The sequence below is a fragment of the Gammaproteobacteria bacterium genome (assembly GCA_013214945.1).
GTDB lineage: Bacteria > Pseudomonadota > Gammaproteobacteria > Enterobacterales > Psychrobiaceae > Psychrobium.
Map to the genome: position 1 here is coordinate 109,631 of JABSRT010000003.1, position 14,225 is coordinate 123,855.

9 protein-coding genes are annotated in these 14,225 nt (G+C 40.7%); 4 read left to right on the top strand and 5 right to left on the bottom strand.

The features are described 5' to 3' along the window. Positions 1-58 precede the first annotated feature (58 nt). The gene (rho, locus tag HRU23_02490) at positions 59-1,024 is read right to left on the bottom strand and encodes a transcription termination factor Rho (protein NRA52989.1); all 966 of its coding nucleotides are present in this window, start codon (positions 1,022-1,024) and stop codon (positions 59-61) included. A gap of 207 nt (positions 1,025-1,231) precedes the next feature. Next, positions 1,232-3,811 (bottom strand): [protein-PII] uridylyltransferase, encoded by a 2,580-nt coding sequence (glnD, locus tag HRU23_02495; GenBank protein ID NRA52990.1) that lies wholly within the window; start codon positions 3,809-3,811, stop codon positions 1,232-1,234. Between the two features lie 1,124 nt (positions 3,812-4,935). On the opposite strand from glnD, the gene hflX reads away from it, so the two are divergent. Then, positions 4,936-6,276, top strand: a complete 1,341-nt coding sequence (hflX, locus tag HRU23_02500; protein NRA52991.1) for a GTPase HflX — start codon at positions 4,936-4,938, stop codon at positions 6,274-6,276. Positions 6,277-6,430: 154 nt separating this feature from the next. Here the strand turns inward: hflX and HRU23_02505 are convergent, their stop codons facing one another. Together HRU23_02505 and HRU23_02510 are read right to left on the bottom strand one after the other, a co-directional pair. Beyond that, positions 6,431-8,125, bottom strand: coding sequence for a methyl-accepting chemotaxis protein (locus HRU23_02505; GenBank protein NRA52992.1), 1,695 nt, complete (start codon positions 8,123-8,125; stop codon positions 6,431-6,433). 171 nt (positions 8,126-8,296) lie between these two features. Next, positions 8,297-9,229, bottom strand: a complete 933-nt coding sequence (locus HRU23_02510) for a transporter substrate-binding domain-containing protein (GenBank protein NRA52993.1) — start codon at positions 9,227-9,229, stop codon at positions 8,297-8,299. Between the two features lie 572 nt (positions 9,230-9,801). Between HRU23_02510 and HRU23_02515 the strand changes: the two genes are divergently transcribed. The 3 genes from HRU23_02515 (at position 9,802) to HRU23_02525 (ending at position 12,959) form a co-directional block, all read left to right on the top strand. After that, positions 9,802-11,232 carry a coniferyl aldehyde dehydrogenase gene (locus HRU23_02515; GenBank protein ID NRA52994.1) on the top strand — a complete coding sequence of 477 codons (1,431 nt, stop codon included), beginning with the start codon at positions 9,802-9,804 and terminating at the stop codon, positions 11,230-11,232. 100 nt (positions 11,233-11,332) lie between these two features. Next, positions 11,333-11,908: a TetR/AcrR family transcriptional regulator gene (locus HRU23_02520; protein NRA52995.1), complete on the top strand. Its 576-nt coding sequence runs from the start codon at positions 11,333-11,335 to the stop codon at positions 11,906-11,908. 139 nt (positions 11,909-12,047) lie between these two features. Beyond that, positions 12,048-12,959 carry a D-hexose-6-phosphate mutarotase gene (locus HRU23_02525; protein ID NRA52996.1) on the top strand — a complete coding sequence of 304 codons (912 nt, stop codon included), beginning with the start codon at positions 12,048-12,050 and terminating at the stop codon, positions 12,957-12,959. A 58-nt stretch (positions 12,960-13,017) separates the two neighbouring features. Here HRU23_02525 and HRU23_02530 read toward each other — a convergent pair whose 3' ends face one another. Further along, the gene (locus HRU23_02530) at positions 13,018-14,109 is read right to left on the bottom strand and encodes an MBL fold metallo-hydrolase (GenBank protein NRA52997.1); all 1,092 of its coding nucleotides are present in this window, start codon (positions 14,107-14,109) and stop codon (positions 13,018-13,020) included. Positions 14,110-14,225: the final 116 nt, after the last annotated feature.

Here is a 14,225-nt window from a genome sequence, read left to right on the forward strand (position 1 = left end):
TTTCATCGATAACGCTGTAGAGTGAGTGGTACCGTGAATGAATACACAATCTCTAGGATTACTTTTGGAAGCTAGCGGTCAATAGCTCAACATTCGTTGGGTATTGTTCAAGTAGCTCAGCAAGTTTCCTTGCACCATCGGCAGGTTTAAGCGTGGTAAGTGCCCTTCGCAAGCTTCTTATATTTTCGAGCTCTTTCGAATTAAGCAGAAGCTCTTCACGGCGCGTGCTACTTTTAGCAATATCGATTGCGGGGAAAACCCGCTCATTTGCAGCTTCGCGAGATAAAACGATTTCCATATTACCCGTGCCCTTGAACTCCTCGAATATTACCTGATCCATCCGGCTTCCAGTATCAACGAGTATTGTCGCTAAGATGGTAAGTGAACCACCGTTCTCTATCTTTCTCGCCGCACCAAACAGTTTTCGTGGTATTTCGAGCGCTCTGGCGTCAATACCGCCCGACATGGTACGGCCGCTGCTTTTTTGTGTTGCATTATATACTCGTGAGAGCCTGGTAAGAGAGTCAATCACGATCATTACATCGTGACCTTCGCCAGCTTCTTTGCGAGCAATGTTAAGCACGTTGTTGGCGACACGAACATGGTGCTCATAACTTTCATCCGTGGATGAAGCGTGTACTTGGGCCGGCACGCTGCGTTTAAAATCGGTTACTTCTTCTGGGCGCTCATCGATGAGTAACGCATAAAGTTTTATCTCGGGATACGCTTTTCCAACCGCCTGACAAATATGTTTTAACATGGTCGTTTTTCCGGAACCTGGCGGAGCAACAATCAAACCTCGCTGCCCCATTCCGATTGGCGTGAACAAATCCATCGCGCGTGCAGACAGTTGCTCAGAACCTAATTCTAGGCGAATACACTGATAAGGATTGATGGCTACGCCATTTAAAAAACGTTTTTGAGGATCTTCTTCAGAGACAACCTTGGCAACCTTGATCTCTTCATCAACTGGTTTGGGGACCTTTGTTGCTTTCACCTTCAATTTTAATATTTTTCTTGTCATGATATCGGTTTGTAACCCTAGAGAATTTAGTGTTTATTGACGTATTTACAGCAAAATAACGCTGTTAGCAGCTTGTTATATGACCGTGCAAGCTTACAGCTTATGTAAAGATAGATAATAACGTATTAGAAAAACTATAGATAAGTTTTTACGCTAATTCCCCACTGCATTTTTCAAAACATAAATAGCCATGTATTATCGGTAAAGTTATGCAATGTTTTTAACCAAAAGCTCTACTAAATCCGATTTGTCACTGTCGGTCAGTGGTTCATTGTGTTTTTTAGAAATTAAAAATACGTTTTCTGAGCATTCTCCCAACGTACTAATGATGGCTGAGTGGATCGTTAGCTCCTCATTTTTAAACACACTACAAATCTTCCCTATAAACAAAGGGTCATCCAACGCGTTAATGCGTAATAACGTTTTGTTTAGCTTGGGCGTCGCTAAAAATTCCACGGTAGGGTCATTTTCAAAATTATTAACAAACCGGGGCTTTACCGGTTTTGGAACCGATTTTTGGCTAAGTAGCATGTCGTTAATCCGTTTAGTGATACGCTTTAATCGAAATGCATCGCTGATAGACTCACCGGTATGATCTAGGATCTTTATTATTTCTAAGACGTGCTCACTTTTAGTTTTTAATATTTGAGCTTCTTTAACTCTAATTTTTAAAGAAACCAGCGTATTAAACAGATCAACAAATAGCATACTTCTATCTTTTACATAAACGAGTAAGTTCGTGCAGCCATGGTTTGAGTCTTCACTTAATGATACGATCGGTTTATCACCGTCAGAGCTCAAGATTGTCATAGAAAACTCAATCAGTTCTTCAACGTGGTTCGAACTAAAAAAACTACTAGGCAGACTAACCCAAAGACTTTTGATCGTTGCTTCAGAAAACCCCTTGGATAACAGGGCTGTTAATGCCTCGGCTTTGTTTTCTCTGATGATTGTTCTCAGTTCAAAAACCTTTTCTATACCTTGTTTTAGTGCTTTTCTCAGTGAAAAATAAAGGTCGTCTAATAAGCTCTCTTGCCACTCGTTCCACAGTTGATCATTAGTCGCTTTTAAATCGGCAACAGTAAAGCAATACAGGGCATTTAGTTTTGACTCGGTGCCCACTGCTTTGGCTATTTTCTTTATAATCTCTGGATCTTTAATGTCTTGTGTTTGGGTCGTACTAATCAACAAGTCTTGGTTTTTAACCAGCCATGTGACTAATTCATTTTCAGATTTTTTAAGTTGGTGTAGCGATGAAAATTCTTGTGCGTGTATCGCGCTTAGTTCATTTGCTTCATGTGACTGCTTGCCAGATAAGTCATGGCACAACCCAGCAATGACTAAGACGTGTTTAAAAGAACTTGCTCTATAAAGACTATTTACAAGCACTTTATTTTCTTGGGCAGAGTTAAAACTATTGAGGAAATGAATTAGCTTACATGCGTGTTCGTCAACTGTATAAGCGTTATGCATATCAAACTGCATTTGCCCTTCAATCGTTTTCCACTGCGGAAAGTACGACGCTAAGATCCCGTATCGGTGCATTAAACTGAACGCGAGTTTTAACCCATTTGGGTGTTTTATTATTGCTAAAAATTCTGTTCTGCACTCTTGGTAGTCCTGAAACTCTCCAAGTAAACGCCTGCGGGTTTGTCTGATCAATCTCAAGGTCTCAGGGGCAATGCTTTTTATTTGTTCGTTTTCAGCAATTAATCGAAAGAGCTTAATAACATTTGCTTTGTTATAGAATACTTCATCGTAATTTACTTGGATCATATCGTTGCAAATTGAAAATTTGTCATCAATGTTAACCGTGGTATTTTTGTTATCCGCCTGAAGTATTTCTCTTTTAAATATATCAGTCATCATTTGATTTAACTCACGAACCTGCGCCATTGCCCTAAAGAGCTGACGCATCATTTTTTCAACCGCGAGTTGGCCATTGTCGCCATGTCCAAACTTCATGAATTTGGCAACAGCTAATTGATGATCGAACAGTAGTCGCTCTTCTGGCCGTTTGGATACCGTGTGCAGTGCCCATCTTATGCGACAGATAAAGTCGTGAGATTCAATAAGTTCTGAATATTCGTCTGGTTTTAAGAAACCTAACGATTTTAGCGACCGGACATCAGAAACATTAAAGTGCTTACTGGCAATCCAAACAATAGTCTGAAAATCGCGCATACCGCCTGGATTATTCTTAATATTAGGCTCGAGGTATAAGGTTGTGTTGTTCGCTTTTAAATGACGATTTTCTTGCTCTTCTATTTTGTGTTCAAAAAAGGTTCTACTGGTCCAAATATCACTGCTATATAAAGTAACTAAAATGTTGTCGGCATGACTGCTGGCGCCCGACAATGTTCTAATGTCGAGTAAATTGGTTGCAATGGTAATGTCATCACGTGCGGCATTAATATTGTCTTTTTCCGATCGGACGGCGTAGCCAATATCAACACCGAAATCCCACAAATGGGTCAAAAATGTCGATAAGTTTGTTTCTTGTACTGGGGTTAACTGCTCAGTAAATATTATACAAATATCAATGTCAGATTTCGGGTGTAAAGTAGAGCGACCATAACCACCCACGGCATTAAGTGAAATGTTAGGGGCTTCAAGATTATAAAAAGACCACAACCGAGCGAGTAACTCGTCGAACAGAGCTGCTCGCTGATTTAGTAATTCCTCAATTGAAGTTTCAAAAAACTGAGAATTAAGGAAGGCCTCGTTGTATTCCACATATGCTTTAATTTCTGACAAATTAGATAACTCTAACTCTTTGATATTCATTTGGTTCCCTACCGTTTTTTAACTCTTATTTAGTGTTAGATCCATTTAATCTATGGTCTACTTTAGCATGGTGTATCGACTAAAAACTTTGATGCTAGCCGTGTTTAGCATCAAGAAACTATTTACTTTTTTTAACGTCCGCTACGATTAATAATAATTCAAAATCGAAGATCCAATTAGGCTAAGCGCCATAATATTTACACGAATAACGAAGTATTACTGTGCCGTTAAATTATGTGTTTCGGCTTTAAATCGGTATGAATGAATAGGAGGGCTGTAACAATGCAATGATACTAGAGGTGAGTCTTTTTAGAACTTTGAACACAAAGTTAACCCTGTATTTTGTCAGAAGAAAAACAACACTATACTTTGTACTCTAACTAATTAAAAGGTCTTCTTAAGATAGATTGGAGTTAACTGAGTATTGCGGCTTTAATTTCCCTTGCTTTAAACGTTGATGTAAAAAACACTAAACCGATCTACCACACTACCCCGCAGGCCTTATGTGCTGCTGTTTTATTTACGTTACCTATGTTTTATGGGTGATGTGAAACGCTATCAAAGACCTAGTTTAGGTGCGGATCATGGTATTAACACAAAATTAAACGTTGAGATAAAAGTAACTATAATTGTTCGATCACGAAGTAATATTTCTCGGGTTTATGTTCTAATACGAACAGGATCGCGATTATTATAGATAAATTACTTTACCTACTTTTTTGATACAACCGAGAATAATGAAGTGATAGTTTACGTCGTAGCCTAGCAATCAAGAGGATTTACGAGTACCAAAATGAACGGTTTAGCAAAGGTGGGACTCTCATAAAAACCAAAGATGGCACACGCATAAAAATACAATTTATATTCAATTGGTTGTAGTTTTAAACGCATTTTATTACCTGAAAATATCCGCCTAATACAGACTAATTTCTTTTGGTTTTAATCATAATAAAACTGACCATCAAGGTTATCGTTATCACGTTGTGGGCACATGATTTGATTATCAGGAATAATATCTATATTTAGTCGGCTATTTCACTATAAAGCTTGCCTATAACAGCGTAGGATCAAGCTACTTTAGATAAACACTAGGTTTGCACTCACGTGCACTAACATAAAAAATTATGCAACTAACAGAAAAACCATCACTTAGTCACGCTTTACTTATTTCTATTAGCACTCCACAGTTTAAAGGTGATGAGGCCACTGAATCACTTGCAGAACTTGCGCGTTTAGTGACTACCCTAGGTTTTAAAGTCGTAGGCACGCAATCGCAAAAGCAAAATTCAACCCAAAAAGTTAACGTATTGGGTGAAGGAAAGCTGGTTGAAATAGCGCGCCTCACGGGTAATAAAGGGGTGGTTGATGACGAATCTGACGGTCAATACACATTAGATGACACGCCATTATCCCAAATCCCTTCTGACAACCTGCCGTTTGACTGTGCTGATGTGGTAGTGTTTGATTGTGATTTAACTCCCTCTCAACTACGTAATCTCGAGAACCAGTTAGGCGTAGAAGTGTTTGATCGTACTGGTATTATCATTGAAATATTTAGTCGTCATGCCCGCACTAAAACAGCGAAATTACAAGTTGAAATTGCTCGCCTTAATTATGTAGCGCCACGACTTCGTGAAACATCATGTGGTGACAGAGAGCGTCAAATGGGTAAAGGCGCGGGCGAAACAACGCTAGAGCTAAACCGCCGTAAAGTACGCGACCAATTAGCCGAACTAAAACGCGAGTTGGTGAGTGTTCAAGACGAAATGAAAGGACGACGTACCCTACGTTCGGATCTTTTTAGCGTCGCTTTAGTTGGTTATACCAATGCGGGCAAGTCATCTATGATGCGAGCGATTACCGGTAGCGATGTTGAGGGCGAAAACAAACTTTTTGCGACGCTTGATACCACTGTTCGTGCGCTGTATCCAGCCACTCAACCTCGAGTATTAGTGTCAGACACCGTCGGTTTTATTAAAAAATTACCGCACGACTTAGTTGCCTCATTTCATTCAACCTTAGCTGAAGCGCAAGATGCTTCATTACTGTTATATGTAGTAGATGCCTCGGATCCTTCGTTTCGTGCGCAACTCGATGTAGTTCATGAAGTATTGGGTGAAGTTGGTGTTCAGGACAGTAAAAAATTATTGGTACTGAACAAATCAGATCAACTTAGTGTTGAGCAACAACAAGCATTAATGGAAGAATTTCCTGATGCCATGATGACATCAACGCGTAATCCGGCTGATGTCCGTAAATTGCATCAATATATTATTGAGGTGACACAGCAGGATATGATCGAAGAAGAGATTCTTGTTCCTTATACTGCCAAAGGTATCGTTGGTGAAATTAGATCGAGCATGAGTGTCACTAAAGAAGAATATGAATATGAGCATGTGAAACTCACGGTACGCGCTAACGCAATTGATTTACAAAAATTGAAAAAGCGGATGCTAGCTTTATAAAACGGTATGTTAGGTCCATCACTTTTGAGATGCACCTGCATGTTGAATTAGTCGGTTAATTCAATTAACCTGTGTTTTTATTCATTCGATCTATTTTACTGTCGCAACTCATACTAAGTGGTTATTAACGACCTTCTTAGTATGTGTTACGACATTATTTGAGCCTAAACTGAGCCAACGATGCTTGCATTTTCTTGACTAACTGTTCGAGATTTTCACATTCTTGGGTATTATTCTTCGCATCTTGATATTCCGTGGTGGCGGTTTCAGCAATATTGGCTGAGCTAAGTTGTATTTCATTTAGCACCATAGTTTGCTCTTCGGTTGCTGTCGCTATCTGATCAGAATTTTCCGAAACCACATTGATCGCATTGGTGATTAGCTCTAAAGATTCAGTACTGCGCGCAGTTTGTTCCACACAAATATTGGCGGTCTCTAACCCTTTTCCCATCGCCAACACAGCATCTTTAACCCCTGATTGGATCTCAGTAATAATGTTTTGGATCTCTTGAGTCGAACTTTGAGTCCGCCCCGCGAGAACTCTGACTTCATCTGCGACAACGGCAAAACCTCGACCTTGCTCACCAGCTCGGGCAGCCTCAATAGCCGCATTGAGTGCCAGTAAGTTGGTTTGCTCTGAGATGGCCTGAATAACATCAACAACACTGCCAATACTCTCACTGCTGTCTTGCAGTTTAATTATAATGTCATTAGCACGGGTAATTTCACTGGATAAGTTTTTAATATAATCATTAGCTATCGAGACTTGTTCACTGGCACTCATCGCTTCTTTGTCTGCATCTTCGGCCTTATTTTTAGTTTGCACAATATTTTTCGCTACTTCGGTTAACGACGTGAGTGTTTGAGTAATTGCCGTAGCCATTTCTTCGGTATTTACGCTTTGCTGTTGTGATCTAATTGTTGCCCGTTGAGACGACGCTAATAATAACGCGGTAGTAGTAGAGACATTGTTGGAAGATGCATTAACTTCTATTAATGTATTACCTAAAGATGCCGTAAACTTATTCACACTACGTGAAATTTTCCCAGCTTCGTGTTGCCCCTCTTCTCTTAGTCGGTGAGTTAAATCGCCACTGGCCAATATGGCCGATGATTTAACTATCGCCATTAATCGGTGACTTATCCTTTTTTTGTAAATGATAGATAAGAAAACAACCAAAATAATTGAAGAAATTATAATAATGCCAACAATTTTCAAGCCTAATGCAGAACTAGCAGCTAATTGATTGTCCATGTTTATTTTCACTTCCAAAACGCCACGAACATCACCTAGACGCCAACCTACTTTAGGGGTGTCAGGGTGGGAATTATGGCAATCAACACAACCTTGAGCCACTAATTTGTCGGCAACAGCAACACGGATATAGGTGCCTTTTGGAGTTTCTTCAACTAGAGTAAATGGCTTGTCTGCATTGATATTTAATTGCTTCCATGCCTGTTGTTGAAAGGTGTCTAAACGCCGAGAGGCACGATTTGGAAATGGAAAGGCACTGTAGAGGTTAAGGTTAATATTTTCTCTTGAAAGTAATTTACTCATGTCATGGATCATGGTTGCTGGTAGAGGAATGGCATTTTCGACACCTTCATGTTTTACCATTACTTTCATGCCGCCCGCTAAGGCTTTACTTATCACGTTTTTATTGTAATAACCACGTAACTTGGTGAACTGATTAACGATACTGACACCTGTTTTAATCGCTTCTTGTTCGACATTTTTATTTATCATAGTAGGGATAAGAAAATGTATAACAATAGTTAAAATAACCAAAAAAGAAATTAACGGGATAGTTAACCGCCAGAATAAACTGGCCATAAAATCTTTATTCACAACAAATCCCCTATTTTAAATCTCACGATTTAAATTAAAAAATCATTTTTACTCAAAAAAGTATAGACCAGAAAATAATAATACCTCATACAAAGGTTGTATTATTTGGTGCTAAAAGTTTATTCATTGATAACAATACAAAGATGGGTTACAAATAATTTGTTACTGGCTTTAATAACACTCGCTGCTGCCATTTTCCATAATTCTTTGGGTCTCGCCGCTATTTTTAAATTCGTATAATGCTGTATTGATGTCTTTTAATAATGAACTAACATCTGGATTTTTGGCGCTCAGTGCGTAATAGAGTGCGTTGTATTTGATTGCTGGTTTTACTTCTTCAATGCCTTGCTTCAATCTTGCTTTATCACTCGCTGACAGATCTGAATAGTTAATGGTAAAGCGTAATACTTTAGGATCGCCAATAATTAAGTTAACCCGTTTGGCCATTAACAACTTTACTAGCTGTAAATCATTGACTGCTTTAATTATTTTGAATTCGTTGTTGTCCATCATCGCATCAAATTCGGGGGTGTTTTGATAACCACGAACAACACCGATAGTTTCGCCTTTTAAGTTTTTTAAATTCCCGTTAAATTTATCGTCTTCACCTTGGCGTTTCAAAAACGTGATTTCTCCGCCAGGGTATTCATTAGATAACATTAAGGCATCGCGTCGACGCATTCCTTTCACGTAGTCAGATGGCGCCGAGTCTTCAATGTAATATTCAGGAAATAAAATATCACTAAAACCTAATTCAACATTTCTGACGGCACGAGCCCAAGGTAAAAAATCAATTTGTACTTGATAACCTTTACTGACTAACAACGCGACCGTAAACTTGAATACCCAGCCTTTATTACATAATTTCTCACCGATATATGGCGGCCAGTCTAAGGTGGCTAGTTTTACTACTTTGTCCGATTGCTGATTAAATACGTAACTTGCATTTTCTTTACCTCCGTTTATAACCGTATATTTTCCTTGATAAAAATATCCAACAGAGAGTTTTTCAGTAGCAGGTACCGCAGAGTTAATATTAATGCTGAATAACACAACAGCCGACCAAAACAGAACTTTAAACGATGAAAATTTAAGATGAGACATAAGTAGCACCAATAAGGACTGTGGGTATAGTGTAGTCGTATAAATTCAATAAGTAGTCGATACTAGTGCGGTAAATTACCGACTAAGGCTGAAGCAAAAGAGCAGTATTGTTAAGCTTGAAAATTAAAGACTTTATGCACCATATAGTGGATTGGCCTTAGCGGGTCTTATCTTTACTCTGTATCTGTGCGCTTTATTTTTAGCCTACTGTCGAAGTCTCAAAGACAACAAAGATGGGGCAAAGATGGGACACGCATAAAAATATCATTAAGACGCAACAATTTTAATTTCGACAACTGCAATGTCACTGCACCCCGCACAATGTCTTGTATCTTTACTTAAAATAGCGTCTAATTTAACAACCGACTGACTAGTCGGTTTCTAGGTATTAGGTATTAGGTATTAGGTATTAGGTATTAGGTATTAGGTATTAGGTATTAGGTATTAGGTGTTAGGTGTTAGGTGTTAGGTGTTAGGTGTTAGGTGTTAGGTGTTAGTAGAATGCCGCAGCCAAAAATACACTAGAACAGCAGAACAAAAATGTCGTCAAACTATTCATGGTGGAGTTCCAAATGAGCATGTCAATTGATCCCAATAATATCGCGGTTTCATTACAGTCGATCCTTGCTGCGCAAAGAGCGGCTTATGCCAAGAGTCCGGCCCCAACTTATCAGCAGCGATGCCAACAGTTAACCGCACTTAAACAGGCTTTGATCGACCACCAGCACCAGTTAGTTAGCGCTTTAAATCAAGATTACGGCCAGCGACCTGAACAAGACAGCTTAGTCGGCGACATTATGCCTTGTGTGATCAATATTAATTACACCCTAAAGCGGCTCAAAAAGTGGATGAAACCGCAACGACGCTCAGCAGGCTTATTACTGGCACCCGCCACAGTACGGGTTGAGTATCAACCACTGGGCGTTATTGGCATTATGGTGCCATGGAATTTCCCAATTATGTTATCGATGGGTCCGCTGGTATCGGCGCTTGCCGCTGGTAATCGGGCGATGATAAAATTTTCGGAGTTTACGCCCAATACCAATGCAGCATTAATCAAGATGTTAAGCGACGTATTTGAAAACGATCAAGTGGCCTCTATTGTTGGCGAAGTCGATGTTGCAGCGAAATTTTCAGCACTAGCATTCGACCATCTCATTTTTACCGGCTCAACCACCGTTGGCCGTCATGTAATGCGCGCAGCGGCTGATAATCTAACACCAGTGACTTTGGAGCTGGGCGGTAAGTCGCCAGTAATCATTGCGCCAGATATGCCAATGGCCACCGCGGTTGAGCGTTTAATTTACGGTAAATGTTTAAATGCTGGCCAAATTTGTGTCGCGCCCGATTATATTCTGTGCCCTAAAGACCAAGTAAATCAATTTATCGCGCAGTATCAGCGCCAATTTCAAAAGATGTACGGCACCAGTAATAACCGCCCAGATTATGCCAACATCATCAACGAGGCGCAGCAGCACCGCTTAATCAGCTGGCTCGAAGACGCCAAGCAAAAAGGGGCGCAGGTAGTGTCGGCCAACGGTCAAGATTATGATCCGCAATCAGCCAATTTGGCGACCCAGTTGTTGACCGAGGTTAACGACGACATGTTAGTTATGCAGCAAGAGATATTTGGCCCAATATTACCAATCATTGGTTATGACAATTTAGATCAAGCACTGACTTATGTTAACGACCGCCCTCGCCCATTAGCGCTTTATATCATGAGCTTTGATAAACCGACCCAAACTAAGATTTTGCAACAAACTCACTCAGGCGGCGTTTGCATTAATGACTCTGTATTTCATGTCGCTGCCGACGACGCGCCTTTTGGTGGTGTTGGTGCTTCAGGCATGGGCCATTATCATGGCAAAGAGGGCTTTTTAACCTTCTCGAACGCTAGAACAGTATTGGCGCGTGGCAGCATCCTAAATACCGGTAAACTAGTGCATCCTCCTTACGGTGGTTTGATTGGAAAAATGCTGATTAAGATATTTTTACGCTAACAGGCCAGCCTAAACATAACGACACTTAGCGAACATAATCGACGGTGTCGTTAACAAGGATTTAAAGTGAATACTATGATTAAAGGGTTAAAGGATTAAAGTGAAAACAAGCAAGAAACAACAAATTCTCGACAGTGCCTTAATTTTATTTAGCGAGCATGGCATTGAGGCAACCTCTACCGCGTCAATTGCTAAAGCGGCAAATGTCGCAACAGGCACTTTATTTCATCATTTCCCCAATAAAAAGGCTTTGGTTTATCAATTATATTTAGCGACTAAGCATGATTTATCCCAGCACCTTAGCACCCAGGTGAACGAGCAATCTTCACTTAAAGAGCTAACGCAAGAGCTGTGGAACAATGCGCTGACTTGGGCCATTAAGCACCCTGACAAACTTCGATTTTTCCAACTGGTTAGCGGCTCTAAATTACTCAGTGCACAAGAAAAAGCCAATGCGATGGCGCAAGAGCTGGGCATGATCACCCGCTTAATTAGTGCCGGCCAAGCCAGCGGTATCTTTGCAAAGCACCCGATTGAATTGGTGGCGCTGAACTGTCAGGGTCAGTTTAATGGTGCGGGTATTTTTTATATTGAAAATCCGCAGCACATTAACAATCAATTGTACCGCCAAGCTTCGTTTGCAATGTTTTGGAATGCGCTTTGCCCATTAGGCTAATTACTCCCTGTACGATAGCTATAGGATCATAACCTGCTTATTCAATACCAAACCTGACTTAAGGATTATCCTGATTTGAACAGTGGCTGGTTATTAGATTATACTCAGCTAACTTTATCATTCTAAATAGCAATGACTTATGACCCAATCGTTCATTTCGCTCTCTGATACCAAGCAGCTATACAACGCAGCGCAAGCTTTGCCGTTAATTGTCGTGACAAGCCCAAAGTGTTATGCCGTCATTTCACTTTACGGTGGTCAAATTATTGAGTTTAAGCCAACGGACAAACCGGCCTTGTTATGGTTAAGCCCTCTTGCATTATTTGAACCGGGCAAAGCTATTCGTGGCGGTGTACCTCTTTGTGCGCCTTGGTTTGGCCCTCATCGCAGCAAGCGTGAGAAAAACTCTGATACGGGCAAAGCCTACTCTAATCATGGTTTCGCTCGGACCAGTGTTTGGACTAAAACCAGCGCCCTAGCTAACCAAGACGACAGCGTAACAATCACGTTAGCGTTAAAGCATAGCGAACAAAGTGAGTTAGTTTATCCTCATCAATTTACGATGGAACTCGAGTTTACACTTGGTGACGAACTAGCGATTGAGTTTGCAATCACCAATCATTCAACAGCAACTATCGAATGTGAATGGGCAATGCATAGCTATTTTGCGATAGAAAATATCGCCACTGCCGCCGTTAACGGTTTAGACGGTTATCAATACGTTGATTCGGCAAATAATGCCAACGTTGAACAGTTAAATGGCGCACTAACCTTTAACGGTGAAGTTGACCGTTATTTTATTACTGGTAGCGCCAGTCAAACCATTGAGAATTCCACACCAATCTCAATCAGCGGCACCAATTGTAATAGCGTTATTACTTGGAACCCCGGTGCTGAGCTAGCGGCAAAAATGCCTGATATTAGCGACAGCTTTTACCAGCAGTTTGTTTGTGTGGAGCGTGGTGCTATTTTTGATAATCAATGGCAAATAGCCCCAGCGCAAAAGCAGTCGGCCCGCATGGTGTTAAGTAACTGTACCACTGCAAACTAGAGTACCGAATAAGCGCTGGGTACACGCGCTTTCCCCGCGGATAAGCGCTGATGTTAGATTACTGTAGATCGCGCCACCATGGCGCAGTTTTGTTTACAGTGTTGGCTGACACACTTTGCCCCATCACGGGAGTCAGCAATGGCACACCCGATGCTTGCGCCAATTCGCTAATACGTTCAAGTGGTTCATACCAACTATGAAAAGCTAAGTCGAAGGTGCCGTTATGAATTGGCATCATTTGGCGTCCTTGCAAATCAACATGTGCCTGCAGGCTTTGCTCTGGGGTCATGTGAATGCTCGCCCAGTCTTTATCATAAGCACCAGTTTCAATCATCGTTAAATCAAACGGCCCTAAACGCTCGCCTATTTGTTTAAAACCATCAAAATAGCCAGAATCACCACTAAAGTACACATTGCTGTTCGCTGACTTTATAACGTAAGACGCCCACAGCGTCTCATTTTTGTCAAATAACCCGCGCCCTGAAAAGTGCTGGGTCGGTGTCGCCGTAATGCTAACATTATCTATTGTCACCGACTGCCACCAGTCTAAAACGTGAATGTTTTTTGCGGCAACTTGCCATTTTTTCAAATGTTTATCGACCCCGACAGGCACAACAAAGTGCTTAACCTTGCTCGCCAGATACTCGATAGAAGCTTGGTCGAGATGGTCATAATGATCATGAGATATTATGACACCATCGATTGGTGGCAACGACTCAAGCGCAATCGGTGGTTGATGAAAGCGTTTAGGGCCAGCAAAGCTAAAGGGTGATGCTCGCTCACTAAAAACAGGATCAATCAACCAATTATTACCGCCGGTTTTAATAAAGATGCTCGAATGCCCCAACCGAATAACACTGTCTTCATGTTGCGGTAATTGCTCGAGCTGCTGCGCCGTTATTGCAACAACAGGAATGTCATTAACGGGTGACGAATCAATACGCTTTTCGGTAATGTAACGCATAAGCAGCGGTAAAATACTGGTGTCATCGCTAAAGTCAGCAGCGGTATTAGCAAACTTTCCATCGGATTTATGATGCGATAATCCATTTGGGTCTTGTTTAACCACAGATTCTGATTGTAATGACGTTATTCCCAGCATAATGCCTCCGACGAGTATTGTTAAAACAGTAAGTGTATTTCTTTTCATATATCCAACAGCATAAGTAAACTACACTGTGCAGTCTACTTATCTAATTATGAAAAGTAAACTCGGTAGTGTAAAATAAGCGACATAATTATTAGATAGTCAGAGCAAGAAGCTGA

Excerpts from the sequence above, each read along its gene's own strand:
- HRU23_02530 (NRA52997.1), bottom strand. The coding sequence starts at position 14,109 with ATGAAAAGAAATACACTTACTGTTTTAACAATACTCGTCGGAGGCATT.
- glnD (NRA52990.1), bottom strand. The coding sequence starts at position 3,811 with ATGAATATCAAAGAGTTAGAGTTATCTAATTTGTCAGAAATTAAAGCA.
- HRU23_02515 (NRA52994.1), top strand. The coding sequence starts at position 9,802 with ATGAGCATGTCAATTGATCCCAATAATATCGCGGTTTCATTACAGTCG.
- rho (NRA52989.1), bottom strand. The coding sequence starts at position 1,024 with ATGACAAGAAAAATATTAAAATTGAAGGTGAAAGCAACAAAGGTCCCC.
- HRU23_02525 (NRA52996.1), top strand. The coding sequence starts at position 12,048 with ATGACCCAATCGTTCATTTCGCTCTCTGATACCAAGCAGCTATACAAC.
- HRU23_02510 (NRA52993.1), bottom strand. The coding sequence starts at position 9,229 with ATGTCTCATCTTAAATTTTCATCGTTTAAAGTTCTGTTTTGGTCGGCT.
- hflX (NRA52991.1), top strand. The coding sequence starts at position 4,936 with ATGCAACTAACAGAAAAACCATCACTTAGTCACGCTTTACTTATTTCT.